28 protein-coding genes are annotated in these 23,970 nt (G+C 64.3%); 11 read left to right on the forward strand and 17 right to left on the reverse strand.

All coding sequences use genetic code 11. The features are described from left to right. Positions 1-31: 31 nt before the first annotated feature. The 4 genes from MB818_RS11955 to folK form a co-directional block, all read right to left on the reverse strand. Entirely contained in the window at positions 32-688 is a 657-nt protein-coding gene (locus tag MB818_RS11955) for a DUF2062 domain-containing protein (RefSeq protein WP_234216943.1), read from the reverse strand. A gap of 31 nt (positions 689-719) precedes the next feature. Beyond that, complete coding sequence (locus tag MB818_RS11960; RefSeq protein ID WP_234139841.1) at positions 720-2,852, reverse strand: RelA/SpoT family protein; 2,133 nt, start codon at positions 2,850-2,852, stop codon at positions 720-722. A gap of 28 nt (positions 2,853-2,880) precedes the next feature. Next, positions 2,881-3,234 carry a DNA-directed RNA polymerase subunit omega gene (rpoZ, locus tag MB818_RS11965; RefSeq protein WP_234139842.1) on the reverse strand — a complete coding sequence of 118 codons (354 nt, stop codon included), beginning with the start codon at positions 3,232-3,234 and terminating at the stop codon, positions 2,881-2,883. A gap of 91 nt (positions 3,235-3,325) precedes the next feature. Beyond that, positions 3,326-3,895, reverse strand: a complete 570-nt coding sequence (gene folK, locus MB818_RS11970) for a 2-amino-4-hydroxy-6-hydroxymethyldihydropteridine diphosphokinase (RefSeq protein ID WP_238905220.1) — start codon at positions 3,893-3,895, stop codon at positions 3,326-3,328. A 137-nt stretch (positions 3,896-4,032) separates the two neighbouring features. On the opposite strand from folK, the gene MB818_RS11975 reads away from it, so the two are divergent. The 6 genes from MB818_RS11975 (at position 4,033) to MB818_RS12000 (ending at position 8,125) form a co-directional block, all read left to right on the forward strand. After that, positions 4,033-4,605 carry a LabA-like NYN domain-containing protein gene (locus tag MB818_RS11975; protein ID WP_234139844.1) on the forward strand — a complete coding sequence of 191 codons (573 nt, stop codon included), beginning with the start codon at positions 4,033-4,035 and terminating at the stop codon, positions 4,603-4,605. 191 nt (positions 4,606-4,796) lie between these two features. After that, positions 4,797-5,747: a 4-hydroxy-3-methylbut-2-enyl diphosphate reductase gene (gene ispH, locus MB818_RS11980; RefSeq protein ID WP_234165830.1), complete on the forward strand. Its 951-nt coding sequence runs from the start codon at positions 4,797-4,799 to the stop codon at positions 5,745-5,747. A gap of 249 nt (positions 5,748-5,996) precedes the next feature. Continuing rightward, positions 5,997-6,449 carry a DUF3429 domain-containing protein gene (locus MB818_RS11985; protein ID WP_234165829.1) on the forward strand — a complete coding sequence of 151 codons (453 nt, stop codon included), beginning with the start codon at positions 5,997-5,999 and terminating at the stop codon, positions 6,447-6,449. Continuing rightward, complete coding sequence (locus MB818_RS11990; RefSeq protein WP_238905221.1) at positions 6,446-7,039, forward strand: class I SAM-dependent DNA methyltransferase; 594 nt, start codon at positions 6,446-6,448, stop codon at positions 7,037-7,039. Before MB818_RS11985 ends, MB818_RS11990 begins: the two co-directional genes overlap by 4 nt. After that, positions 7,032-7,499, forward strand: a complete 468-nt coding sequence (gene rnhA / locus MB818_RS11995) for a ribonuclease HI (RefSeq protein WP_234216945.1) — start codon at positions 7,032-7,034, stop codon at positions 7,497-7,499. The genes MB818_RS11990 and rnhA overlap by 8 nt, the downstream gene beginning before the upstream one ends. Then, complete coding sequence (locus MB818_RS12000) at positions 7,496-8,125, forward strand: trimeric intracellular cation channel family protein (protein WP_234176585.1); 630 nt, start codon at positions 7,496-7,498, stop codon at positions 8,123-8,125. The genes rnhA and MB818_RS12000 overlap by 4 nt, the downstream gene beginning before the upstream one ends. Before the next feature lie 66 nt (positions 8,126-8,191). Here the strand turns inward: MB818_RS12000 and MB818_RS12005 are convergent, their stop codons facing one another. The 6 genes from MB818_RS12005 to def (MB818_RS12030) are packed head-to-tail and all read right to left on the reverse strand — an operon-like array spanning position 8,192 to position 11,099. Continuing rightward, entirely contained in the window at positions 8,192-8,431 is a 240-nt protein-coding gene (locus tag MB818_RS12005) for a GlsB/YeaQ/YmgE family stress response membrane protein (protein WP_234139850.1), read from the reverse strand. Position 8,432: 1 nt separating this feature from the next. Then, entirely contained in the window at positions 8,433-8,669 is a 237-nt protein-coding gene (locus MB818_RS12010) for a hypothetical protein (RefSeq protein WP_234139851.1), read from the reverse strand. A gap of 13 nt (positions 8,670-8,682) precedes the next feature. Then, positions 8,683-9,588, reverse strand: coding sequence for a methionyl-tRNA formyltransferase (gene fmt / locus MB818_RS12015; RefSeq protein ID WP_234165826.1), 906 nt, complete (start codon positions 9,586-9,588; stop codon positions 8,683-8,685). 4 nt (positions 9,589-9,592) lie between these two features. After that, entirely contained in the window at positions 9,593-10,090 is a 498-nt protein-coding gene (def, locus tag MB818_RS12020) for a peptide deformylase (RefSeq protein ID WP_234139853.1), read from the reverse strand. Beyond that, positions 10,087-10,584: a peptide deformylase gene (gene def / locus MB818_RS12025; RefSeq protein WP_234139854.1), complete on the reverse strand. Its 498-nt coding sequence runs from the start codon at positions 10,582-10,584 to the stop codon at positions 10,087-10,089. Before def (MB818_RS12025) ends, def (MB818_RS12020) begins: the two co-directional genes overlap by 4 nt. Further along, positions 10,581-11,099, reverse strand: coding sequence for a peptide deformylase (gene def / locus MB818_RS12030; RefSeq protein WP_234139855.1), 519 nt, complete (start codon positions 11,097-11,099; stop codon positions 10,581-10,583). Before def (MB818_RS12030) ends, def (MB818_RS12025) begins: the two co-directional genes overlap by 4 nt. Before the next feature lie 99 nt (positions 11,100-11,198). Here def (MB818_RS12030) and MB818_RS12035 point away from each other — a divergent pair, with 99 nt between their 5' ends. Beyond that, positions 11,199-12,371, forward strand: coding sequence for a MalY/PatB family protein (locus MB818_RS12035; RefSeq protein ID WP_238905222.1), 1,173 nt, complete (start codon positions 11,199-11,201; stop codon positions 12,369-12,371). A gap of 113 nt (positions 12,372-12,484) precedes the next feature. Here the strand turns inward: MB818_RS12035 and MB818_RS12040 are convergent, their stop codons facing one another. Beyond that, the gene (locus MB818_RS12040; RefSeq protein ID WP_234142924.1) at positions 12,485-12,835 is read right to left on the reverse strand and encodes a hypothetical protein; all 351 of its coding nucleotides are present in this window, start codon (positions 12,833-12,835) and stop codon (positions 12,485-12,487) included. A 201-nt stretch (positions 12,836-13,036) separates the two neighbouring features. On the opposite strand from MB818_RS12040, the gene MB818_RS12045 reads away from it, so the two are divergent. After that, positions 13,037-14,026, forward strand: a complete 990-nt coding sequence (locus tag MB818_RS12045; RefSeq protein WP_238905223.1) for a glutathione S-transferase family protein — start codon at positions 13,037-13,039, stop codon at positions 14,024-14,026. On the opposite strand, the gene MB818_RS12050 is transcribed toward MB818_RS12045, so the two are convergent. Beyond that, positions 14,008-14,370 carry a response regulator transcription factor gene (locus MB818_RS12050; RefSeq protein WP_234139859.1) on the reverse strand — a complete coding sequence of 121 codons (363 nt, stop codon included), beginning with the start codon at positions 14,368-14,370 and terminating at the stop codon, positions 14,008-14,010. The genes MB818_RS12045 and MB818_RS12050 overlap by 19 nt on opposite strands. Positions 14,371-14,555: 185 nt before the next feature. Here MB818_RS12050 and cobD point away from each other — a divergent pair, with 185 nt between their 5' ends. The 3 genes from cobD to MB818_RS12065 are packed head-to-tail and all read left to right on the forward strand — an operon-like array spanning position 14,556 to position 17,657. Then, the gene (cobD, locus tag MB818_RS12055; RefSeq protein WP_238905224.1) at positions 14,556-15,545 is read left to right on the forward strand and encodes a threonine-phosphate decarboxylase CobD; all 990 of its coding nucleotides are present in this window, start codon (positions 14,556-14,558) and stop codon (positions 15,543-15,545) included. Then, positions 15,542-16,462, forward strand: a complete 921-nt coding sequence (gene cbiB, locus MB818_RS12060; protein ID WP_234162701.1) for an adenosylcobinamide-phosphate synthase CbiB — start codon at positions 15,542-15,544, stop codon at positions 16,460-16,462. Before cobD ends, cbiB begins: the two co-directional genes overlap by 4 nt. Positions 16,463-16,493: 31 nt before the next feature. Further along, positions 16,494-17,657 (forward strand): lytic murein transglycosylase, encoded by a 1,164-nt coding sequence (locus MB818_RS12065; protein WP_238905225.1) that lies wholly within the window; start codon positions 16,494-16,496, stop codon positions 17,655-17,657. Positions 17,658-17,709: 52 nt separating this feature from the next. On the opposite strand, the gene MB818_RS12070 is transcribed toward MB818_RS12065, so the two are convergent. From MB818_RS12070 to MB818_RS12090, 5 genes are all read right to left on the reverse strand, one after another. Beyond that, complete coding sequence (locus MB818_RS12070; protein WP_234139863.1) at positions 17,710-18,159, reverse strand: hypothetical protein; 450 nt, start codon at positions 18,157-18,159, stop codon at positions 17,710-17,712. A 138-nt stretch (positions 18,160-18,297) separates the two neighbouring features. Beyond that, positions 18,298-18,612: a hypothetical protein gene (locus MB818_RS12075; protein ID WP_238905227.1), complete on the reverse strand. Its 315-nt coding sequence runs from the start codon at positions 18,610-18,612 to the stop codon at positions 18,298-18,300. Positions 18,613-18,716: 104 nt separating this feature from the next. Next, a complete protein-coding gene (locus MB818_RS12080; RefSeq protein WP_234139899.1) occupies positions 18,717-22,172 on the reverse strand; it encodes a chromosome segregation SMC family protein in 3,456 nt (1,151 codons plus the stop codon). Between the two features lie 138 nt (positions 22,173-22,310). Further along, on the reverse strand, positions 22,311-22,709 hold the full coding sequence (locus tag MB818_RS12085) for a hypothetical protein (RefSeq protein ID WP_234139865.1): 399 nt from the start codon (positions 22,707-22,709) through the stop codon (positions 22,311-22,313). A gap of 37 nt (positions 22,710-22,746) precedes the next feature. Next, a complete protein-coding gene (locus tag MB818_RS12090; RefSeq protein WP_238905228.1) occupies positions 22,747-23,955 on the reverse strand; it encodes an aminotransferase-like domain-containing protein in 1,209 nt (402 codons plus the stop codon). Between the last annotated feature and the right edge of the window lie 15 nt (positions 23,956-23,970).

The raw sequence follows: 23,970 nt of genomic DNA on the forward strand, positions 1-23,970 counted from the left end.
GATTTCCTTTCCGACTCGCTCGCGCCCGACCCTAGCCGGGATTTTCCGGGTTTGGCAGATCGGCCTGTGCCTTTTTCTTGATCGCCTCGAACTTGGCCTTGATCTTGGAGCGGCGGCGTTTCTGATAGGTGCTGATCACCGGCAGGCTGAGGTAATAGCAGACAACGCCCGCAACGATCCCCGGTACGATGCCGCCGATCATATAGGGAAAGAATACCTCATCATAGAAAAGCTCGAGCGCCTGCCAGTCGGCGTCGCGATCAGTGAAAAGTGCCAGAAAGTTGTCTTTCAGCTCTCCCGCAGCACCGGCGAATTTGCGCATCAACCCCTGTTCGGCGCCTTCCTGAAACTCGGTTCCCAGCAGGAAATGCCCGGTTTGCAACGAGATCACACCGATCGGCACATAGGTCAACGGATTGCCAAAGAAGGTACCGCTGAGCCCGGCCAGGATATTGCCGTTGATCAGCCGAGCGAGGATGGCTGCGATCACGAAATGGATGCCGTAGAAGGGCGTGAACGAAGCGAAGACCCCCGCACCGATGCCCCGCGCGATCCGTTCGGGCCGGTCCGGCAGACGACGCACCCGGTGTTTGACATAGTGAAAGGCACGGGTCCAACCGCCACGCGGCCAGATCAGTTCCCACAGCACCTGCAGCGGAGAGCGTCGATCTCGGCGCTTGAAAACCACGCTTGGATGTCCTTTCCCTGCCTTCCGGCGTTTAAACCGCCACGGCGCCCGCCTTGGCCTTTTCCCTGTAGCGTTCAACCGAGGCCACGTCACCCTCTGCCTCGAGCGCCAGCATCAAGGAATGCAATTGTTCCACATCGCGCAATTCGACGCTGATCATGAGGCGATAGAAATCCGGCTTGCGGTCTATGAATTCCAGATTGGAAATATTGGCCTTCTTCTCGCCTATCAATGTGCAAATCCGCCCCAGCACCCCGGCGTCGTTGCCGATCGTCAGTTCTAGCGTGGCGCCATAGGCGGCCGGGTGGGTGCCGGAATGCCAATGCAAATCGACCCAGCGTTCGGGTTGCGTCTCGAACTCGCTCAGCCGGTCGCAGTCAATCGTATGCACCACCACGCCCTTGCCGCGATAGGTGATGCCGACGATACGCTCGCCCGGCAGCGGTTGGCAGCAGGGCGCGCGGTCAAAGCTCTGCCCCGGTTCCAGACCGATCACGGCGCGGCGCGGGGGAATGGCGTCGCCCTCGTCTGGGGCCAACTCGGGATAGACAGCCTGCACCACGTCATGGGCGGTGAGTTCGGCCGAACCCAGACGGGCCAGCAACTCGCCGCGATCCTTCAACCGCAGGTGCTTGGCGGCGGTATCAAGCGCCTTGTCGGTGGCCTTGCGCCCGACATGGTCAAAGGCCGAGCGCGCCAGTTCATGCCCCAGCTTGATGAACCGTTCACGGTCCACCTCGCGCAACGCACGTCGGATCGCAGTCTTGGCCTTGCCCGTCACCGCGATTTCAAGCCAACTCACCTGCGGCGTCTGGCCCTCGGCGGTAATGACATCGACCGACTGGCCGTTCTTGAGGCGGGTCCACAACGGCACCCGGATCCCGTCCACCTTGGCCCCGACGCAGGCATGCCCGATCCGGGTATGGATGGCATAGGCATAGTCGATCGGGGTGGCGCCGCGCGGCAGCTTGACCACGTCACCTTTGGGGGTGAAGCAGAACACCTGGTCGGAATACATCTCGAGCTTGACCGCTTCGAGGAAGTCTTCGTGATCCTCCTCGCTGTCGAACTGTTCGGTCAGGCCCGCAATCCACTTGGCCGGATCGACGGCAAAGGGGTTCTGGGTGCGCACCCCGTCGCGATAGGACCAATGCGCCGCCACCCCGGTTTCCGCTACGTCATGCATCTGGCGGGTGCGGATTTGCACCTCGACCCGCTTGCCGTCGCGCCCCGACACCGTGGTGTGGATCGAGCGATAGCCGTTCGATTTCGGCTGGCTGATATAGTCCTTGAACCGGCCAGGCACCGCGCGCCAGCGTTGGTGGATGGTACCGAGCGTGCGATAACAATCCTCTTCGGACTGGGTGATAATGCGAAAGCCGTAAATATCGGACAGGCGCGAGAATCCCTGGTCCTTTTCCTGCATCTTGCGCCAGATCGAATAAGGCTTCTTGGCACGCCCGAACACTTCGGCCTCGATGCCCGCCTTGTCCAGTTCGTGACGCATGTCGCCGGTAATCCTGTGGATTACATCGCCGGTCTCGCGTTGCAGCGTGATGAAGCGGCGGATGATCGACTGGCGCCCCTCTGGGTTGAGCACGCGAAAGGCCAGATCCTCCAGCTCTTCGCGCATCCACTGCATGCCCATGCGCCCGGCAAGCGGCGCATAGATATCCATCGTCTCGCGCGCCTTGACCGCCTGCTTATCCGGGCGCATCGCCTTGATGGTGCGCATGTTGTGCAGACGGTCAGCCAGCTTGACCAGGATCACCCGCAGGTCCTTGGACATCGCCATGAACAGCTTGCGGAAATTCTCGGCCTGCTTGGTCTCGCGCGACGACAGTTGCAGGTTGGTCAACTTGGTCACCCCATCGACCAGCATCGCCACCTCTTCGCCGAACAGCTCGGACACCTGGCCATAGCTGGCCTTGGTATCCTCGATCGTGTCGTGCAGCAGCGCGGTGATGATGGTGGCATCGTCCAGCCGCTGTTCGGTCAGAATGGCGGCGACGGCAACAGGATGGGTGAAATAGGGTTCGCCAGAATGGCGGAACTGGCCATCATGCATCTGATGCCCGAACTCATAGGCCCGGGTCAGACGCTCGGCATTGGTCTTGGGATTGTAGTTGCGGACCAGGGCAATCAGGTCGTCAGCAGAAATCATCCGGTCCGCATCCTCTCACGCGGCGTTCTCAGCCCTGCCCCTGGGCCTCCATGAGGGCGCGCAGCAGGCGTTCTTCGGACATGTCGTCCTCGGCCGGGCGGTCGCTCTCGGCACCCATCAGCAGGGCCATCTGGTCATCTTCGGGCTCGTCCACCTCGATCTGGGTCTGGTTCGCCTCGATCAGGCGTTCACGCAGTTCGTCGGCGCTCTGGGTCTCGTCGGCGATCTCGCGCAGCGACACGACCGGGTTCTTGTCATTGTCGCGGTCCACGGTGATCGAGGCGCCGGCAGAGATCTCACGCGCCCGATGAGCGGCAAGCAATACCAGCTCGAACCGGTTCGGAACCTTGTCTACGCAATCTTCTACCGTCACGCGGGCCATCAGCGACTCTCCAAAGTGCAGCTTTGTCCAGAAAGCACGGTTCTAGGCGCGATTCCCCAGCTTGACAAGCGGGAAATGCCCGGTTTTACGGTCAAAGCGGCCGGATCTCGGCTAGGTCCCTGGCAGGCAGCGCCGCCAGCATCTCCTGCACGGTCAGCCCCAGGACCGGATGGTGCCATTCGGGGGCGACATCTGCCATCGGCACCAGCACGAAGCCCCTATCCTGCAACCGGGGATGAGGCAGAATCAGTTGGTCGGGCGCCAGTTTGGTCTGGCGCGCCGGGTCCAGCTGTCGCCAGGCGTCATAGCTTTCGCGATCCGGCAGGATTCGGTCGCCATAACAGATCAGGTCCAGATCCAGTGTGCGCATACCCCAGCGCTGTTCGCGGGCGCGCCCGTATGCCGCCTCCACTTCGTGCAATAGCTGCAAGAGAGCAGCCGGAGAAAGCTCGGAGCTGAAGGAAATCGCGGCGTTGATATAGTCGGGTCCCGCGCCTGCTGGAAAGCACGGGGTTGTAAAATACCGACTCTCTGCGAGCACCCTTACCCCGCGCGCAATCAGCTCATTCGTCGCATTCCGCAACGTTATGCGCGGAGGATTTTGATCAAAAGAAAGATTTCCTCCCAATGCGATAACGCCAATTTGCTCTTTCTCGATCATAAGCGGCTTCCGTGAACGTCAAGAGTGGACTTGCTATACATGCCGATTCTCCTACATTAGTGCCACCGAACCGCCGAATTTATTTGCACTCACTCACGGACAGCAGGCGGTTTCGGTACATACCGGAAGGAACAATTATGTTTTATAAGGACGAACGGCTAGCGCTGTTCATCGACGGTTCGAATCTTTATGCGGCGGCCAAGGCTCTCGGCTTTGATATCGACTACAAGCTTCTCAGGCAGGAGTTCATGCGTCGCGGAAAGATGCTGAGAGCCTTCTATTACACGGCACTGCTGGAAAACGACGAATACTCTCCGATCCGTCCGCTTGTCGATTGGCTGCACTATAACGGGTTCACCATGGTGACCAAACCGGCCAAGGAATACACCGACAGCATGGGGCGCCGGAAGGTCAAGGGGAACATGGATATCGAACTGACCGTCGATGCCATGGAACTGGCCCCGCGCGTCGATCATATCGTGCTCTTCTCGGGCGATGGCGATTTCCGCCCGTTGGTGGCCAGCCTGCAACGTCAGGGCGTGCGTGTCTCGGTCGTTTCGACCATCCGCAGCCAGCCGCCGATGATCTCGGACGAGTTGCGTCGGCAGGCCGACAACTTCATCGAGCTTGAAGAGTTGCGTGATGTGATCGGCCGTCCCCCGCGCGAAGTGCCGGCAGAGTCGCGATCATTTGCGGCCAACGGCAACTGATCCGAGCCAGCACACCCCATCAAGAAAATACGGCCAGATGAGCGATCATCTGGCCGTATATCATTAAGTATCACTGCCTGCTTCAATACCCGCCTTCTAGCCGGCTCCGGTGACGGATTCGTGACACCCAGAACCGGGCTGGATCTGAACCGCACAAAACCTTACCTGTGCTCAGGCAAGGAGACCCGCCCATGACCAAATCGCCCCTCACCCTTTATCTTGCCGCGCCGCGCGGGTTTTGCGCCGGTGTCGACCGCGCCATCAAGATCGTCGAGATGGCAATCGAGAAATGGGGCGCCCCCGTCTATGTCCGGCACGAGATCGTGCACAACAAGTTCGTGGTCGACGGGTTGCGTGCCAAGGGGGCGGTGTTCGTCGAGGAACTGGATGAATGTCCCGATGATCGCCCGGTGATCTTTTCCGCCCACGGCGTGCCCAAAGCAATCCCGGCCGAGGCCGAGCGACGCAAGATGATCTATGTCGATGCCACCTGCCCGCTGGTGTCCAAGGTCCATATCGAGGCCGAGCGGCACGCGGAACGCGGCCTTCAGATCATCATGATCGGCCATCGCGGTCACCCTGAAACCATCGGCACCATGGGACAATTGCCCGAGGGCGAGGTGCTGCTGGTCGAAACGGTCGAGGATGTCGCCCGCATCGCGGTGCGTGACCCAGAACGCCTCGCCTTTGTCACCCAGACCACCCTGTCGGTGGACGATACCCGCGACATCGTGGCAGCACTTCAGGCCCGGTTCCCGCAGATCGTCGGCCCGCACAAGGAAGACATCTGTTACGCCACCACCAACCGGCAAGAGGCGGTCAAGGCGGTGGCGCCGAAATCGGACGCGCTCCTAGTCGTTGGGGCGCCGAACTCGTCGAACTCGCGCCGCCTGGTCGAGGTCGCGGCCAAGGCGGGCTGCTCTTATGCGCAGTTGGTGCAGCGCGCCGGTGACATCGACTGGCGCGCGCTGGACGGCATCGCAACCGTTGCCGTCTCTGCTGGTGCCTCGGCCCCCGAATTGCTGGTGAATGAAGTGATCGACGCCTTTCGCACACGGTTCGACGTGACGGTCGAGGTGGTCGAAACCGCGGTCGAACATGTCGAGTTCAAGGTTCCGCGGGTATTGCGGCAGCCGGCATGAGCCTGCGCAAATGATCCCCACCCGAATTTCAGCACGGTAGACGCTTCTGTTGCAAACGCGACAGCCAGCATTTGCAACCTGCTGGCAAGCGTCACCGAAACCGCGCTTTCACCCAACGGCAATCGTGGCTAGTCTGGCCGCGAATACTCAACAGGCGCGGGCGACAAACTCGGTCGGTTGTTGAGACCCCTTTTTCAATCTCGGCATTGCCGTTGATTGCCTCATCGGCTCACCTTTGAAGGAGCGCACATGACCACCATCCCCCGCGCACCGCTGATCCTGGGCCTTGCCGGGCTGATCCCGTTCCTCTGGGGCGCGCTCACCTATCTGAGCCCGGCCTTGCAGGCCTGGGGCGCCGCTGCGCTCGGCCCGCGTTTTGTGGGACCTTATGTGCAGATCGCCTATGGCCAGATCATCCTTGCCTTCATGTCCGGCGTCCTTTGGGGCTTTGCCACCAAGGCCGATGACCGCCGCGCCGCGACCGGCTATGCGCTTGCGGTGCTGCCCGCGCTCTGGGCCTTCTTCATGACCGGGGGCGGCCCGACCGGAGCGGCGATCAACCTGATCTTCGGCTTTCTGGGCCTGTTGATGCTGGATGCCGCCTTTGCCAGCTGGGGCCTGGCGCCGGTCTGGTGGATGCGGCTGCGCCTCTTGCTGACAGCGGTTGTCACCCTGTGCCTGGCGGTGGGGGCCTTTCTATGAGCGATCCAGAAACGATCCGCATCTATGACAGCCGCGCCAGCGACTATGCCGCGCTGACCGAGGATTACAACGCCACCGACCCCATGCTGGAGGCCTTTGTCGCCATGCTGCCAAGCGGCGCTCGGGTGCTGGATCTCGGGTGCGGCCCCGGCACCTCTGCGGCCCATATGGCGCGGGCAGAACTTGCGGTCGTGGCGGTTGATGCCTCGGCCGAGATGGTGGCGCTGGCGGCGCAACACCCGGGCGTCACCGCCCGTCAGGCCCGTTTCGACGAGATCGGGGAGACCGCCGCCTATGACGGCATCTGGGCCAATTTCAGCCTGCTGCATGCCCCCCTTGCCGAGTTTCCCGGCCATCTCGCCCGGCTCCATCGGGCCTTGAAACCCGGCGGGATTTTCCATATCGCCCTCAAACTCGGAACCGGCGAAGGGCGTGACAGCCTCGGCCGGTTCTATAGCTACCATCAGGAGGACGCGTTGGAGCATCTGTTGCAGCAGGCCGGTTTCACAGTTATCGACCGCGCCTTCGGCGCCGGGCCGGGCCTCAGCGGCAAGGTCGAGGACTGGATCGCGATGCGCGCCCATGCCTGAGCTCTTTGCCTATACCGACGGCGCCTGTTCCGGCAATCCCGGCCCCGGCGGCTGGGGCGTGCTGTTGCGCGCCATCGAGGGCGAGACCGTGCTGAAGGAACGTGAGCTGTCCGGCGGTGAAGGGGAGACCACCAACAACCGGATGGAACTGCTGGCCGCGATCAACGCGCTGGAAACGCTGGAACGGCCCTCGAAAATCACCGTGGTCACCGACAGCGCCTATGTAAAGAACGGCGTGACCGGCTGGATCTTCGGCTGGAAGCGCAACGGCTGGAAAACCGCCGGCAAGAAGCCGGTCAAGAATGTCGAGCTGTGGCAGCGGCTGGATGCGGCGCAGGCGCGCCATGACGTGACCTGGGAATGGGTCAAGGGCCATGCAGGCCACCCGGAAAACGAACGCGCCGACGAGTTGGCGCGCGCAGGCATGAAACCCTTCAAGCCGAAGAAGGCCCGCGCGTGAGCCTGCTTGCCCTGCTCGATTACGCCTCGGTCCTGGTCTTTGCCCTGACCGGCGCGCTGGTGGCCAGCCGGGCGCAGCTCGACCTGGTTGGATTTGCCTTTGTCGCCTGCCTGACGGCGGTGGGCGGCGGCACCATGCGCGACCTGCTTTTGGGCCGCGACCCGGTGTTCTGGGTTGGGCAACCCGCCTATATCCTGATCGCCTCGGGCGCTGCCGCGCTGGTCTTTTTCACCGCACACCTGGTCGAAAGCCGCTATCGCCTTCTGATCTGGCTCGACAGTTTCGCGCTGTCCATCGCGGTGGCTGCCGGCACCGGGGTGGCGCTGGCACAAGGTCAACCGCCGGTGATCGTGGTGCTGATGGGCATGATGACCGGCTGTCTGGGCGGGCTGATGCGCGATGTGGTCTGCAACGAGGTGCCGCTGGTCCTGAAACAGGGCGAACTCTATGTCTCTTGCGCGCTAGCGGGGGCTGTGGCGGCGGTGATCGCCGCCGGGCTGGGGCTGGCCACCCTGCCTGCGCTGGGCCTTTGCGCGCTTGTCTGTTGGGGTCTGCGCGCCGGATCGCTGGTCTTTGGCTGGCGCCTGCCGGTCTACAAGAGCCGCCCGCCGCGCACGCGCGGCTGACCCCCCTTCATTTCGCCCAAAATACTCCGGAGCGCGAGGCAGAGCCTCGCATCCCCCCGGCGCGTCTCAGCGCCGCCGCAGATAGGTCTGCCAGAGCCAGACAACCAGAAGCGCCCCCAGCACCGCGCCGACAAAGCCCGACAACCAGCCCATCATCGTCAACAGCGCCCGCAGGATCAGCCCGCCGATCAGCGCGCCCACGATGCCGATCAGCATGGTGGTGGGAATATCCGCCTCGACCCGCATCAGCCGGGTGGCGAGGAACCCGGCAGCGGCGCCGATGATGATCAGGACAACGACATGCATCTCATTTCCTCCAGTGGAAGGGCACGATGATCAGCGCGCCAATCGAAGAGAGAATGGCGTTCATCCCCGGGGATCCGAAACCGATCCCGAACATGATCCGCAGGAAGTAGAACAGGAAGGCCCCGCCGACACAGATGATGATGGATTGCAGATAGCCGTTGTGGGTGAACCCCGATTTTTCCGAGATGTAACCGACGATCCCGGCGATCACCACCGTTCCCATCAGAACCATGAACATGCGCGATCCCCTTCTACAGGCGGGTTCCCTTTGGCACGGGCCAGCCGCGCAGGAAGATGTCGGCATCCTGCGCCCCTTTGCCCGCCCGTTGCAAGCGGGTGAGTGACACAGCGCCGGTACCACAGGCCACGGTCAACGCATCGTCCAGCACTGCGCCGGGGGCGCCCTGCCCCTCGGCCAGGCGCGAGGCGAGCAGTTTCACCCGTTCCCCCGCGATCTCGGTCCAGGCGCCGGGAAAGGGTGAGAGGCCCCGGATCTGCCGGTCGATCTCGACCGCCGGGCGGGTCCAGTCGACCCGCGCCTCTGCCTTGTCGATCTTGGCGGCATAGGTGATGCCATCCTCGGGCTGCGGCTCCGCAGTCAACTCGGGCAGACGTGCCAGCGCCTCGACGATCAGGTCGCCCCCCATGGCCGACAAGCGGTCATGCAACGCGCCGGTGGTCTCCTCTGCCCCGATGGGTGTCGTGGCGCGCAACAGCACCGGCCCGGTATCCAGCCCCGCCTCCATCTGCATGATGCAAATGCCCGTTTCAGCATCTCCCGCCATGATCGCCCGGTGAATGGGCGCCGCGCCGCGCCAGCGCGGCAACAGGCTGGCGTGGATATTGAGGCAGCCGTGGCGCGGCGCGTCCAGCACCGTTTGCGGCAGGATCAGCCCATAGGCCACCACAACCGCCACATCGGCGCCCAGCGCCGCGAAATCCGCCTGCGCCTCGGTCCCTTTCAGCGAGACCGGGTGGCGCACCTCCAGCCCCAGGTCCAGCGCACGGGCATGGACGGGCGTGGGGCGGTCCTTTTTGCCGCGCCCCGCCGGGCGGGGTGGCTGGCAATAGACGGCGGCGATCTCATGCCCCGCACCTACCAGCGCCTCCAGTACCGGAACCGAGAAATCGGGGGTTCCCATGAACACGACGCGCATGACCTCAGCCCCCCAGCTTGCGCGCCTTGCGCAGCAGCATGTCGCGTTTGACCTTGCTGAGATTGTCGAAATACATCCGCCCGTTCAGGTGGTCGATCTGATGCTGCACGCTGGTCGCCTCGATGCCGACAAAATCGCGCCGGTCGACCTGCCCCTGTTCGTTCAGGAACCGCACCGTCACCGCGCGCGGGCGTTTCAGCCTGGCCGAGACGCCGGGCAGGTTGGGGCTCGCCTCGTCATGTTCACGCAGCTCGACCGAGGCATGCAGGATCTCGGGGTTGGCCATCCGAACCGCACGGCCCCGCTCAGACGAGCCATCGACCACCGCCAGCCGCAGCATCACCCCGATCTGTGGCGCGGCCAGGCCCACGCCCGGCATCGCCTCCATCGTGTCGATCATGTCGTCCCAGATGGCGCGAATCTCGTCGGTGATCTCGCTCACCTCGGCGGCGCGGCTGCGCAGATGCTTGTCGGGCCAGGGCAGACAGCGGCGGACGGTCATGGATGGTTTTCCTCATAAGCGGAGAGCACGGCGGCGCGGGCCTGCGGGTCCAGATGATCCAGCGTGACGACCCCGTTCAGATGGTCGAATTCGTGCTGGATGCAACGCGCCTCGAACCCGTCGAAATCGGCCATGTGAATGTCGCCCTCGGGCGCGGTCCATTGCACCGTCACCGCCTTGGGCCGGGTGACGGGCACCGAGAGGCCGGGGATCGACAGGCAGGCTTCTTCCATCTCGACCGGCACCCGCTCGGCGGCCATGATCACAGGGTTGATCATCGCCATCGGGCTGGGCGTGCCTTCTTTCCAGCCGACATCCATGACAAAGAACCGCTGCATCACGCCCACCTGCGGCGCGGCCAGCCCACGCCCCTTGGCGGCATACATGGTGTCGAACATGTCGCGGATCAGATCGTCGGGCACGATCCCCTCGACGGGGTCACAGCGCTGCGACAGGCGTGCATCGGGCCAGGTCAGGATCGGCAGGACGCTCACGCCCGCGCCCGCTCGCGCTTCAGCTTCTGCATCTTGCGGGTGATCATCTGGCGTTTCAGCGGCTTGAGGTAGTCGATGAACAGCTTGCCATCCAGATGGTCGATCTCATGCTGCACGCAAGTGGCCCAGAGCCCGTCAAAGGTCTCGCTTTGCAATTTGCCGTCGCGGTCGATCCATTCGACATCCACCACCTTGGGGCGGGTCACCTCGGCATATTGCTCGGGGATCGACAGGCAGCCTTCCTCGTAAACATTGGTCTCGTCCGAGGCGGCCACCACGCGCGGGTTGAACATCACCAGCGGGCGGGCGGCAGCGCCCTCTTCCTTGACGCAATCCAGCACGATCAAGCGGTCGAGCACACCGATCTGCGGCGCGGCCAGGCCGATGCCCGGCGCGTCGTACATGGTCTCCAGCATGTCGTCGGCCAGCGCCCGCAATTCGTCCGAGATATCGGCCACGGGCGCGCAGACCTTTTTCAGGCGCGGATCGGGATGAATGAGAATAGCACGTTTCATGGTCCCGATTTAGGCGATTGACCGCCCTGCTGCAACGCCCCTTGCGCATGGCGGCAAACTGGCTAGCCTCTGGCCGACAATTGACCCTCGGAGACCCAGATGAGCTTTGACGACCTGATCGACCGCCACGGAACCTTTTGCTCGAAATGGGACATGATGGAACCCATCTATGGCGTGCCCGCACAGGACGGTCTGGCCATGTGGGTCGCCGACATGGATTTTCGCGCGCCCGAACACGTGCTGGCCAAGCTGCGCGAGATGACCGACCACGGGGTGCTGGGCTATGTGGATTATTCCAAACCCTATACCGATGCGATCCGCTGGTGGATGCGCAACCGCCACGACTGGGATGTGGCGCCCGAGGCGATCTTTACCACCACCGGGCTGGTGAACGGTGTCGGCATGTGCCTTGACACCTATACCAAGCCGGGAGACGGGATCGTGCTGTTCACCCCGGTCTATCACGCCTTTGCCAAGGTGATCCGCAATGCGGGCCGGCAAGTGGTGGAATGCCAGATGGTCAACAATGACGGCCGGTACGAGATGGATTTCGCCGCCTATGACGCGCAAATGACCGGCAACGAGCGCATGGTGATCCTCTGCTCGCCGCACAATCCCGGCGGCCGGGTCTGGACACAGGAGGAACTGCGCGCGGTGGCCGATTTCGCCAAGCGGCACGATCTGCTTCTTGTGTCGGACGAGATCCATCATGACCTGGTCTATCCCGGCCATACCCATATCCCGATGCCCAACGCGGCGCCCGATATCGTCGACCGGCTGTTGATGCTCACCGCGCCGTCCAAGACGTTCAACATCGCGGGCCTGCATACCGGGCAGGTGATCATCCCCGACCCCGAACTGCGTGGACGTTTCGCCAAGCGGATGGCGGCGCTGTCGCTGGCACCGAACTCGACCGGGCAGATGGCGACGCTGACCGCATATTCTCCCGAAGGGGCGGAATGGGTTGATGGGCTGCTGGCCTATCTGGACGAGAACCGGCGCCTCTTCGAAAGCGCCATCTCGGCCATTCCCGGTTTGCGCGCGATGCCGCTCGAGGCGACCTATCTCGCCTGGGTGGATTTCTCAGGCACCGGCATGGACCGGGCCGAATTCACCGAGAGGGTCGAACAGCAGGCCAGGATCGCGGTAAATCACGGCACCAGCTTTGGTACCGGTGGCGAGAATTTTCTGCGCTTCAACCTTGGCACCCAGAGGGCGCGGATCGAGGACGCGATCGACCGGCTCAACCGCGCCTTCGGCGACCTGCAATAGGTGATATGCGGTAGGCGAGCCCGGTTCGCGCATCGATAACCAGACCGACCTCGATCAACCTGACCCGCATGATTGCACAGGGCCCGTCGAGGACGCCCGCAAGGCAGAGGAGGCTACTCCTTGCCCAGCAACCCGATGGGCGCGTCCACTCCGCGTTCAAAGTCGAGCGGGGCATGATCCTGCGCCAGCGTTTGCCGCTTGAACTCATAGACCATCTCGCCGCCTTCAGCGCCCGAGGCCACGATCAGGCATTGATAAAGCAGGTTCGGCCCCTCGTAGATATCGACCAGCCCGCGCAGTGGCGGCGTGCTTTCGGCTTCGACGGCAAACCCGTCGCGCCACAGCCGAAGTACAGTATAAAACATACCGATATGTTCCACCCGCAAGCGGCTCATCTTCTTCAATCCAGCGATCCGGGCCCGGGCCAGATCCTCGCCGACTTCTTTTGAAATATAGGTGCTCATAAAGCGTCTCCGTGCGAACCTCATCAGCCTGCCGCAGCATCCATTAAAATCAAGCAAAGATTTTCATGTTCGGTGCATGGCACCCGCGTGCTTTCCGCGGGGCCGCGCCGGATGTGCAGCTGCGCAGGTCACGTGCGCGGCAACGGCGTGGTATCCCGCACCGCAGATCCTAGATGCTGATCAAAGCAGAAGGAGACTCCGATGGGCCTGCTGATCGACGGCATCTGGCATGACACCTGGTACGATACCAAATCCAGCGGCGGCGCCTTCCAGCGCTCGGCGGCGCAATTCCGCAACTGGGTCACCCCCGATGGCGCCCCCGGACCATCCGGCAAAGGCGGCTTTGCCGCCGCATCGGGCCGCTACCACCTTTATGTCAGCTATGCCTGTCCCTGGGCACACAGGACCCTGATCTTTCGCGAAATCAAGGGTTTGTCCACACATATCCCGGTTTCGGTCGTGCACCCCGACATGTTGGACCAAGGCTGGACCTTTGCACCCGAGACAGAGGGCCGCACCGGTGACCGCCTGTATGGGCTGAACTATGCCCATCAGATCTATACCCGTGCCGACCCAGCCTATTCCGGACGCGTCACCGTGCCGATCCTGTGGGATACCGAACGCCGGACCATCGTTTCGAACGAAAGCGCCGAGATCATTCGCATGTTCAACTCGGCCTTCGATCACCTGACCGGAAATCACGAAGATTTTTGGCCGGAGTGCATCCGAGAAAAAATCGAGACGGTGAACGTGCGTATTTACGAAAACGTAAACAATGGCGTCTACAAATGCGGATTTTCCACGACTCAAGAGGCATATGACGCTGCGGTGCACCCACTGTTCGACACTCTGGACTGGTTGGAATCACGTCTTGCGAACAACCGTTACCTGATGGGTGACCAGGTAACCGAGGCCGATTGGCGCCTGTTCACCACGCTCATCCGCTTTGATCCGGTCTATCATCTGCATTTCAAATGCAACCGGCGGCGGCTGATCGATTATCCGAACCTCTGGGCCTATACGCGGGAACTGTATCAATGGCCCGGTGTGGCTGGCACCGTGCATATGGATCACATCATCCGGCACTACCATTACAGCCACGATAGCATCAATCCGCACCGAATCGTTCCGATCGGACCCGAGCTCGACCATCTCGCGCCGCATGGACGCGATCAGCGCGCGGTGGCGTAGTGCTCGACCATCGCCGCCAGATCCTCGGGCGGCGTGTCGCCATGCACATAGGCGCAGGCGTTGGGACTGTGGGCAAAGATCGAACCGTCTGAAAAGAAGGTCGTGTTGGTAACGAAAATCACCCGCGCATCCGGGCGCCGGTAGCTGGCGAAATCCGCAACCGCCAGGGCGCTGCCCTGCTCAAGCACCAGATCCAGAACGATGATTTCGAACTCTGCCCGATAAAGCGCCAGGATCGCATCCTCTTGCGAAGTCACCAACGTGACCTCCAGACCCTGACGTTGCAGGTGACGCTGCCAGAGCGTGCCAAGCTCTGGGTTACTTTCGACGATCAACACATGCATAACAGTAAACCCGGCACTTCCGTTTGAGTTCGTTTGCGGCGCCAGTCTCCCTTGGCTCCGTAATCTGATCAAATGCTTTACAAATTGTTAACATCGGTTCCCGCGCACCGGAAGCCGCGTTCGTCCCTTGAGCTTCGGGCGGAAATCCGCTTGATGCAAGTCGCGATGTCGGGGAAGACAAGAACATGAACACGGGATTTGCCAATCCGTCCGCCAAGCCGGACGATCCGACCGATCCGCGCGCGCGCCGAGACCATGGCGGCGGGCTGGACGGGGCGATGCGCCAGTATGGCGGCGCGCGCGCCGACTGGATCGACCTGTCGACCGGCATCAATCCCCTGCCCTATCCGGTCGGCACGCTGCTGCCCGAGGACTGGACTGCGCTGCCCGATCACGGTGCCTTTGGTGAACTGACCCGCGCCGCGCGCGCGTTCTGGCACCTGCCCGACGCGGCGGCGATCCTGCCCGCGCCCGGCGCCTCGGCCCTGATCGCGCGCATTCCGGCGCTGGCAGATCCCGCGCGGGTGCGGATCACCCGGCCCACCTATAACGAACATGCCGCCGCCTTTGCCGCCCATGGCTGGCAGGTGGTCGATGATGGCCCGGCCGAGGCACGGGTGGTCGTGCATCCCAACAACCCCGACGGCCGCATCTGGACCGAGGCCGAGGCCGAAGGCGCGCTCTGCGTCATCGACGAGAGCTTTGGCGATGTGACACCCGAGACCTCGCTGGCGCATCTGGCCACCCGCCCCGGTACGGTTGTGCTGAAAAGCTTTGGCAAGTTCTGGGGGCTTGCCGGGCTGCGGCTCGGTTTTGCCGTCGCCCTGCCCGAAACCATCGCGCGCCTCAATGACCTGACTGGCCCCTGGGCGGTGTCGGGTCCGGCGCTGCGCATCGGGACAAGGGCGCTGAACGATCCTGAATGGGCCGAAGAGACCCGGATCAGGCTGGCGCAGGAGGCCGCCCGGCTCGACACGCTGATGACCGCGCACGGCGCCGAACGTCTGGGCGGCACCGACCTGTTCCGCCTTTACCAGGTCGATGATGCCGCCGCCTGGCAGGACCGCCTGGCCCAGGCCCGGATCTGGAGCCGTATCTTTCCCTATTCCGGCCATTTCCTGCGGCTGGGCCTTCCCCCCGCCGAAGGCTGGGGCCGGCTGGAGAGCGCATTATGAGCACCGCCCTGCTGCTCGGCTTTGCCATGCTGCTCGATGCCGCGCTGGGAGAGCCCGAATGGCTGTGGTCGCGCCTGCGCCATCCGGCGGTTCTGATCGGCGACATCATCTCGGTTCTGGATGACGAGTTGAACGAGGGCGGGTATCGTCGGCTCAAGGGTGTGGCGGTGACCGCGATCCTGGCGGTGGGCGCCCTGGCGGTGGGCGCGCTGCTGTCGCTGCTGGGACCGGTGGCCGAGGTGCTGATCTGCGCCATCCTGCTGGCACAGAAATCGCTCGCCGGGCATGTGGCGGATGTGGCCGACGCGCTGCGCCTGTCGCTGCCCGAGGCCCGGCGCAGCGTCGCCCGCATCGTCTCGCGCGATACGGCCACCATGTCCGAACCGCAGGTGGCGCGCGCCGCCATCGAAAGCGCCGCGGAGAACCTCAGCGACGGGGTGATTGCGCCCGCCTTCTGGTTTCTGGTCGGTGGCCTGCCGGGCCTGCTGCTCTACAAGACGATCAACACCGCCGACAGCATGGTGGGCTATCTGAACGAGCGCTATGCGCAGTTCGGCTGGGCCGCTGCACGGCTGGATGATCTGCTCAACCTGATCCCGGCCCGACTGACCTGCGGCATGATCGTGCTCTTGTCCAATGGCTGGCGCCACTGGCGCGGCATCGTCGAGGACGCCCAGCGCCATATCTCGCCCAATGCCGGCTGGCCCGAGGCCGCCATGGCCCGCGCGCTCAACATCGCGCTGGCCGGGCCGCGCAGCTATCACGGCGAAATCCGGCATCTGGCCTGGGTAAACGAAGAGGGCCGCAAAGAAATCGGCCCGCGCGAGATCGAACGCGCGGTGACCCTGCTGTGGCAGGTCTGGGCGCTGGCCTTGGGTCTGACCTTGACGCTGGTGGCGCTGGCGGCGATCTTCTGATCGCATTACAGAACCAAACCAACAGGACATCATGCGCATTCTTCCCCAGATCATGGCCGCTATTGTGCTGGCCTCTCCGGCGCTGGCGCAATGCGGCGGCAGTTTTTCGAGCTTTGTTGATGGTCTCAAGGCCGAGGCGGTTTCGATGGGCCATGACCCGGCGCTGGTCGACCGCTTCTTTCAGGGGGCGGCGCAGGACGCCAAGGTGCTCAGGGCCGACCGCGCACAGGGCGTGTTCCAGAAACCCTTTGTCGAGTTCTCGCGCCGTCTGATCTCGCAAAACCGGCTCGATACCGGCAAGGCGATGGGACGCAAATACGATGCGGTGTTCGACCGGATCGAAGCGGAATACGGCGTGTCGCGCGGCGTGCTTTTAGCGTTCTGGGCGTTCGAGACCGATTTCGGCGGCTATCAGGGCGATTTCAACACCCGCAACGCGCTGGTCACGCTGGCGCATGATTGCCGCCGGCCTGAACTGTTCCGGCCGCAGATCTTTGCCGCGATCGAGCTTTACAGCCATGGCGATTTCGACCCTGCCCGCACCACCGGCGCCTGGGCGGGCGAGATCGGCATGGTGCAGATGCTGCCGCGCGACATCCTGGAAAACGGCGTCGACGGCGATGGCGACGGGCATGTGACCCTCAAGACCTCGGCCCCCGATGCGCTGTTGTCGGGCGCGCGGATGCTGTCTCATCTGGGCTGGCGCGCGGGCGAACCCTGGCTGCAAGAGGTAAATGTGCCCACCCGGATGGACTGGTCGCTGAGCGGGCCGGGCAAGCCGCGTAGCACGGTGGACTGGCAGGCGATGGGTGTACGCCCGCGCGCCGGAACCCTCGCCGATCTGCCCGCCTCACTGATCCTGCCACAGGGGCACAAGGGGCCGGCTTTCCTCGCCTATCCCAATTTCGACGTCTATTTCGAATGGAACCAGAGCTTTGTCTATGTGCTGACGGCGGCCTATTTCGCAACACGGCTGGAGGGCGGTCAGGTCTATGACGCCGGCAACCCCGCGCCCGGGCTGGACGGTGCCGAAATGAAGGCGCTGCAGCAGAAGTTGCAGGCGCGCGGCCATGATGTGGGCAAGATCGACGGCATCCTGGGTGCGGGCACACGGGCCGCCGTACAGGCCGAACAGGCCCGGCTGGGCCTGCCCGCCGATGCCTGGCCCACGGCAGAGCTTTTGGGGCAGTTATAGGGCTCCTCTGCGTTCTGAAGCGTATGGTCCTGCTGCTGATATTGATACTGCTCTAGGTTCCCAGTTTCGCCTGCCACGTCACCGGGCACCATGCCTGTCCCTGGTCATTCCAGTAGTCGAAATAGACGCAGCTTTTGTTGAACTGTCTGAGTCCCAAGACAGACAAGATGCAGATTGCGAGGACAATCAGTGTGGATTTTGCGGCCGAGAGCCTCGCAGTGGCAGTGCGCTGATACCTCCACAAGAGCAATGAACCCACAAAAGGCAGGACAAGGAAAAGCCCCCAGGCAATATCGGCCTGAACTGGCGGTTGCCAGACGCGTGGAGAATGCAGAGACAGTCGACCAAAAATGAGAAAACCAAAAACCAGAAAAAGGGCCGCAAACCAGAAAACCCTCGCCTTCGGACTATTGGGATAGGCGGGGAGAGAGGCAAGGACCCAAACAATGGCGATGGCCAACGGCCCGGCTATCAGAAAGAAAAAGACTGGCGCGACCGGCATATGCAAAACCTAGGCAACGAAAATTTCACCCAGCTCTAGCACATCCTTCCTGTCTGCTAGATATCTATTTCACCTCTATACCCGGCTTCTCACTCGCCCAACCGCTTGGTGACGGGTTTCACGATCTGCCCGCGAACGTCACTCTGGCCGGACCGGATACCGCTCGCCCGTTTCCGTGATCAGCAGCAGCCGGGTACCATTCAGGACATAGAGATCACAGCGGCCCAGACCGTTGCGGAAGCGGGTGCAGATGCTGCCATCCTCGGCGATCGTGTAGGTGCCGAACGCGGTGCCGCCGCCATTGGCCGGGGAATAGGTATAGGAAAACGAGCCCCCCGCCGAATAGGTCGAACGGCCATCGTCGTAGAAGGTCAGCGTGCGCCCGGCCAATGCCTCCAACTCGACTGCGTTCAGGGGGCGGTCGCCCTCTTTCAGGCGCCATTCGGTGGCCATCAGGGGTGTTGCGACAAGGGTGCAGGCAAGGGCAAGGCGCAGGATCATGAGCCAAACCTAACCCGGCTGCGTACCCGCCCCCAGTCACGTTGCGGTGAGGCGGATCAGGCGACCAGCGCCTCGGCCTTTTTCAGGTCGACCGAGACCAGCTGGCTGACGCCCTTTTCCTGCATGGTGACGCCAAACAGCCTGTCCATCCGCGCCATGGTCACCGCGTGGTGGGTGATGATCAGGAAACGGGTGTCGGTCTGGCGGCACATCTCGTCCAGAAGATCGCAGAACCGGGTCACGTTGGCATCGTCAAGCGGCGCGTCGACCTCGTCGAGCACGCAGATCGGCGCCGGGTTGGCCAGGAAGACCGCGAAGATCAGTGCCATCGCGGTCAGCGTCTGCTCACCCCCCGACAAGAGAGACAGGGTCGACAGTTTCTTGCCCGGCGGCTGACACATGATTTCCAGCCCCGCATCCAGCGGGTCGTCGCTTTCGACCATGACCAGATTGGCCTCGCCGCCGCCAAACAGGTGGCGGAACAGCATGGCAAAGTTCGAATTGACCTGTTCAAAGGCGGTAAGCAGCCGCTCGCGCCCCTCGCGGTTGAGGCTGGCGATACCGCTGCGCAGGGTCTTTACCGCCTCTTCCAGATCGCCCTTTTCCTTGGACAGCGAGTCGAACTCTTCCTGAACTTCGCGCGCGTCTTCTTCGGCACGCAGGTTGACCGCGCCCATGGCGTCGCGCTGGCGCTTGTGGCGGTTGACCTCGGCTTCGAGCGTGTCGCTGTCGGGCATGGCGTCCGGCTCTACCGCCAACTTCGCCAACAGCTGGTTCGGGGTCAGTTGCTGTTCTTCGGCGATGCGTTCGGCGGCGGCCTGCATGGTCTCGCGGGCGGCCTCGGCCCGGGCCTCGGCAGCCGCACGTCCCTCGCGCGCCTCGGACGCCAGACGGGCCGCCTCGCGTTCGGCCAATGCCGCCTCACGATGGCTCGACTCGCCCGCGGCAAGCCGATCCGCGGCCCCGGCCCTGCGGGCCTCGGCGGTTTCGGTCTGTTCCGCCAGTTCCTCACGCGCTTCGGCAATCTCGCCGGGCACCTGCATCGCTTCGGTCAGCTCTTCCTCCGAGGCAGCCTTGCGCTCTTCCAGTTCGGCGATGCGCTTGCCCGCGGTTTCCAGCCGGTGGCGCCAGCCGCTGAGGTCCTTGGTGACCTCCTGCGCACGCTTGGTGCGGGCCTCGCCCTCGCGGCGCACCTCGTCATGACTGGAACGGTGCGTCAGCATGGTGATCCGCGCCGCCTCGACCGTGTGGCGGATATCCTCTACCGAAGCGCGCGCGGTGTCGAGATCGCCCAGATCCGCCAACCCCGCCTCGGCCTCGCGCAGCTGGGCGCGGGCGGCCATCGCGTCTTCCTTGTGGCGGGTGACGGCCAGGCCAAGCGTTTCCAGACGCCCCTGGGCCAGGTTGCGTTCGGCCTCGGCGCGGCTTTGGGCGCGGGCGGCATCGGCCATGCGCTGATCTGCGGCACGGCGGGCCTCGCGGGCCTGGCGGTCGGCCTCGGTCACCTCGCGCAGGCGTTGCGACAGGCGCTCATGGGCCGCGCGCGCGCCTTCGGCACGGGCGCTGACCTGCGCCAGTTCCTGCTTCAGCGCCTCCAGCCGGTTGAGCTGTTCCAGCCGCATCGCCGCCGCGCTGGGGGCGTCTTCGGCCCAGGCGCGGAAGCCGTCCCAGCGCCACAGATCTCCATCCAGACTGACCAGACGCTGACCGGGCTTCAGCGCCGCTTGCAGGCGGGCGCCGGTGGCGGCATCGACCAGACCGATCTGTGCGATACGGCGGCTCAGCCGGTCGGGACCGGACACATGCCGCGCCAGCGGGTCGGCGCCCTCGGGCAGCGGCTGGCCCTGCGCGTAATCAGGCAGATCGAGCCAACCCGACGGCCCCTCGCCCTCGACCAGCGGCGCGCGCAGGTCATCAGCCAGCGCCGCGCCAAGCGCCTTTTCATAGCCCGGCTCCACCCGCATCAGGTCGAGCACCTGACCACCCTCGGCGGTGTCGCGTTCAACCAGTTTGGCCAGCGCGCCGGTCTCGGCGCGGATGGCGCCCAGTTCGCCCTCGGCCTCGGAGAGCTGCGCGCGGGCCTCGGCCTCGCGCGCCTGTGTCTCGCCGCGCAGCTCGTCGGCGGTGGCCAGCGCCTCTTCGGCGGCCTCGGCGGCCTCGGCGGCCTCTTCGGCAGCACTTTCGGCGCCCTCATAGGCCTCGCCCGCGCGATCCAATGCCGCGTGGGCCTCTTCGACCGCGCCCCGGGCGCGGGTCTCCTCGGCCTCGGAGCGGGCCAGCGTCTTGCGGCTGTCCTCGACCAGACGCTGCGCCGACTGGTGGCGGGCGGCCAGCCGGGCCACATCCTCGGTCACCTGGCTCAAATGGTCCTCGCGCTCTTGCAGGACGGCGGCCGCCTCACGGGCCAGTTCCGCCGCCTCGGCCAGCCGGTCGGCATGGCCTGCGCCGGCCTTGGAGAGTTCGCGCGCCTCCCATTCCAGCCGTTCGATGGTGTCGCCCGCGTCGCGGTTCAGCCCAGTCTCGCGCTCGATATCGCGACCCAATTGGGCGATGCGCGCTGTCAGAACCTCGATCTGCTGGCGGGCGCGCTGTTCGTGATCGTTGAGCGTGTCGCGCTGCACATGCAGGCGCTGAAGCACGGCACCGGCGATCGCCTCTTCCTCGCGCAGCGCAGGCAGCGCCGCCTCGGTCTCGGCGCGCAGCGCCTCGGCCTGACGCGCGGCCGCCTCGGCCCGCGAGGCATCGAGGGTACGGTGGCGCAGCACCTCTTCGGCCTTGGCGCGCGCCTCGTCGGCATCGCGCCAGCGACGATAGAGCAACTGACCCTCGGCCAGACGCAGCTGTTCGCCGATCTCGCGATAGCGCGCCGCCTGCCGGGCCTGACGCGCCAGTTGCGCCAGCTGGGTGCCCAGCTGTTCCAGCACGTCGTCAACGCGGGTCAGGTTGGTCTCGGTGCCTTTCAGCTTCAACTCGGCCTCGTGCCGCCGCTGGTAAAGGCCCGAGATACCCGCCGCCTCTTCCAGGATACGGCGGCGCGAGGTGGGTTTGGCGTTGATCAGCTCGGCGATCTGGCCCTGCCGCACCAGCGCCGGGGAATGCGCTCCGGTCGAGGCATCGGCAAACAGGATCTGGATGTCACGGGCGCGCACATCCTTGCCATTGGCCTTGTAGGCGCTGCCCACGTCGCGGGTGATGCGGCGTACGATTTCCAACTGGTCGGCATCGTTGAACCCCGAGGGCGCAAGCCGCTCGGAATTGTCCATGAGCAGCGTGACCTCGGCAAAGTTGCGCGCCGGGCGCGAGGAGGCACCGGCAAAGATCACGTCCTCCATGCCGCCGCCGCGCATCGCCTTGGGGCGGTTTTCACCCATCACCCAGCGCAGCGCCTCGAGCAGGTTGGACTTGCCGCAGCCATTGGGGCCCACAATACCGGTCAGCCCGTCCGCGATGATCAGATCGGTCGGGTCAACAAAGCTTTTAAAGCCGGTCAGTTTGAGCCTGTTGAAACGCAAGTGCGGGCGGCTTTCGGTGATTCCAGTGCTCAATCAGCCTGCCCGTGCCACTTGCCGCCTGTCAACGCCCACGCCCCATCATCTGGCGGATCAGGCCGAGTTATCCCCAATATATGGCGATTTCCGGCCCGTTTACCCCTAGTAAGGCGTACATTCGAAATCGGTATACTCGGTGTCGCCGCTGGTCCAGCTGTCCACCTCGAAACAGTCGAACCGCATCAACGCCGCAGGCTGCGCCCAGTTGGCCGGGCGCCCGTCGCAGCTGAGCACACCGGTCGCCACCGCCTGATCGCCCAGCACGCCGACCACCCGGCAGCCCGAGACCTGCGCCATGGCAAAACCGGCCCGCTCGCGGATCGGGCCAAAGCGGGGGGCGTATTGCGGATTGACCCGGATCGCCTCGGCCAGATTGCCGCGCACCCGCACGTCGAACACGCTGCCGCCCACATCGACACGGGTCGCAGGCAGGCCCCGGAACTCTCGCCCGGGGCCGCCGCAACCGGCCAGCAACACGATGAGAGAGAGCAGGCGGAGCATGGCCGCACTCTGCATCATATCCGGTTAACAGATGGTTTCACCCGGCGCGCAGCAACTGCCCCAACCGCGCCATCCCCTCTTCGATCATCTCCTCAGAGGCGCAGGAGAAGCTGAGGCGCAGCGTATTGGCGCCCGAGCCATCGGCAAAGAACGCGCGCCCAGGCACAAAGGCCACCCGCACCGTGTCCAGCGACCGCGCCAGCAGCGCGGCGCCATCCATGCCCTGCGGCAGGGTGAGCCAGACGAACATGCCGCCCTCGGGGCGGGTCCAGTCGACGCCCTCGGGCATGTGCCGGGCCAGCGCCGCCAGCATGGCGTCGCGGCGGCTGCGATAGGTGGTACGCAGGCTGGCGACATGGCTGTCGAACAGGGTCTCAGCCACCCGGTGAATGGCGATCTGGTTGATGGTCGAGGAATGCAGGTCGGCGGCCTGTTTCATCAGCACCAACTGTCGGATCACCGCCTGCGGCGCCACCACCCACCCCACCCGAAGGCCGGGCGAAAGCGTCTTGGAAAACGACCCGCAATAGAGCGTCCGGCAGGCTTCGATCGAACCCTTGCGCGCGATCTCAAGCGCCAGGATCGGCGGCACCGGCGTGCCGTCATAGCGCAGCGCCTGATAGGCCGCGTCCTCGATCACCGCACAGTCCAGCGTCTCGGCCAGGTCCAGCAGGCGCTCGCGTCCGACCTCATCCACCGTCTCACCTGTCGGGTTGGCGAAATCGGCCGAGAGATAGGCCATCTTGACCCGCCCGCCGGCGGCCTCGGCCGCGGTGCGGTAATCTTCGGGCGCGCGGTTGGTGTTGACGTGCAGCCGGTCATAGGCCGGTTCATAAGCGTTGAACGCCGCCAGCGCGCCCAGATAGGTCGGCCAGGCTACCAGCGCGGTATCGCCCGGCGACAGGAACAGCTTGCCCAGGTAATCGAGCGCCTGTTGCGAGCCCGAGGTGATCAGGATGTTGTCGGCGCCGCAGGGCACGCCCAGCGTGCCCATGTGATCGGCCAGCCAGCGGCGGAGCGGCAGGTAGCCTTCGCTCACCGAATATTGCAGCGCCTGCGCCTGGTGCGCCGGCGTCAGTGCCTCGGCAAAGGCGGTCGCAAAGGCCTCGGCCGGGAACAGCGCCGGGTCGGGGATTCCCCCGGCAAAGGACAGGATATCGGGCTGGTCGAGCAGTTTCAGCAGCTCGCGGATTTCCGAGGCCTTCAGCCGCCCCGCCCGCGTGGCAAAGATTTCTTCCAGACTCATGCTCCGGTCCTCCCT

The sequence above is a fragment of the Ruegeria alba genome (assembly GCF_022321465.1).
Taxonomy (GTDB): domain Bacteria; phylum Pseudomonadota; class Alphaproteobacteria; order Rhodobacterales; family Rhodobacteraceae; genus Ruegeria_B; species Ruegeria_B alba.

Excerpts from the sequence above, each read along its gene's own strand:
- MB818_RS11960 (WP_234139841.1), bottom strand. The coding sequence starts at position 2,852 with ATGATTTCTGCTGACGACCTGATTGCCCTGGTCCGCAACTACAATCCC.
- rpoZ (WP_234139842.1), bottom strand. The coding sequence starts at position 3,234 with ATGGCCCGCGTGACGGTAGAAGATTGCGTAGACAAGGTTCCGAACCGG.
- folK (WP_238905220.1), bottom strand. The coding sequence starts at position 3,895 with ATGATCGAGAAAGAGCAAATTGGCGTTATCGCATTGGGAGGAAATCTT.
- MB818_RS11975 (WP_234139844.1), top strand. The coding sequence starts at position 4,033 with ATGTTTTATAAGGACGAACGGCTAGCGCTGTTCATCGACGGTTCGAAT.
- ispH (WP_234165830.1), top strand. The coding sequence starts at position 4,797 with ATGACCAAATCGCCCCTCACCCTTTATCTTGCCGCGCCGCGCGGGTTT.
- MB818_RS11985 (WP_234165829.1), top strand. The coding sequence starts at position 5,997 with ATGACCACCATCCCCCGCGCACCGCTGATCCTGGGCCTTGCCGGGCTG.
- MB818_RS11990 (WP_238905221.1), top strand. The coding sequence starts at position 6,446 with ATGAGCGATCCAGAAACGATCCGCATCTATGACAGCCGCGCCAGCGAC.
- rnhA (WP_234216945.1), top strand. The coding sequence starts at position 7,032 with ATGCCTGAGCTCTTTGCCTATACCGACGGCGCCTGTTCCGGCAATCCC.
- MB818_RS12005 (WP_234139850.1), bottom strand. The coding sequence starts at position 8,431 with ATGCATGTCGTTGTCCTGATCATCATCGGCGCCGCTGCCGGGTTCCTC.
- MB818_RS12010 (WP_234139851.1), bottom strand. The coding sequence starts at position 8,669 with ATGTTCATGGTTCTGATGGGAACGGTGGTGATCGCCGGGATCGTCGGT.
- fmt (WP_234165826.1), bottom strand. The coding sequence starts at position 9,588 with ATGCGCGTCGTGTTCATGGGAACCCCCGATTTCTCGGTTCCGGTACTG.
- def (WP_234139853.1), bottom strand. The coding sequence starts at position 10,090 with ATGACCGTCCGCCGCTGTCTGCCCTGGCCCGACAAGCATCTGCGCAGC.
- def (WP_234139855.1), bottom strand. The coding sequence starts at position 11,099 with ATGAAACGTGCTATTCTCATTCATCCCGATCCGCGCCTGAAAAAGGTC.
- MB818_RS12035 (WP_238905222.1), top strand. The coding sequence starts at position 11,199 with ATGAGCTTTGACGACCTGATCGACCGCCACGGAACCTTTTGCTCGAAA.
- MB818_RS12040 (WP_234142924.1), bottom strand. The coding sequence starts at position 12,835 with ATGAGCACCTATATTTCAAAAGAAGTCGGCGAGGATCTGGCCCGGGCC.
- MB818_RS12045 (WP_238905223.1), top strand. The coding sequence starts at position 13,037 with ATGGGCCTGCTGATCGACGGCATCTGGCATGACACCTGGTACGATACC.
- MB818_RS12050 (WP_234139859.1), bottom strand. The coding sequence starts at position 14,370 with ATGCATGTGTTGATCGTCGAAAGTAACCCAGAGCTTGGCACGCTCTGG.
- cobD (WP_238905224.1), top strand. The coding sequence starts at position 14,556 with ATGAACACGGGATTTGCCAATCCGTCCGCCAAGCCGGACGATCCGACC.
- cbiB (WP_234162701.1), top strand. The coding sequence starts at position 15,542 with ATGAGCACCGCCCTGCTGCTCGGCTTTGCCATGCTGCTCGATGCCGCG.
- MB818_RS12065 (WP_238905225.1), top strand. The coding sequence starts at position 16,494 with ATGCGCATTCTTCCCCAGATCATGGCCGCTATTGTGCTGGCCTCTCCG.
- MB818_RS12070 (WP_234139863.1), bottom strand. The coding sequence starts at position 18,159 with ATGCCGGTCGCGCCAGTCTTTTTCTTTCTGATAGCCGGGCCGTTGGCC.
- MB818_RS12075 (WP_238905227.1), bottom strand. The coding sequence starts at position 18,612 with ATGGCCACCGAATGGCGCCTGAAAGAGGGCGACCGCCCCCTGAACGCA.
- MB818_RS12085 (WP_234139865.1), bottom strand. The coding sequence starts at position 22,709 with ATGCTCCGCCTGCTCTCTCTCATCGTGTTGCTGGCCGGTTGCGGCGGC.
- MB818_RS12090 (WP_238905228.1), bottom strand. The coding sequence starts at position 23,955 with ATGAGTCTGGAAGAAATCTTTGCCACGCGGGCGGGGCGGCTGAAGGCC.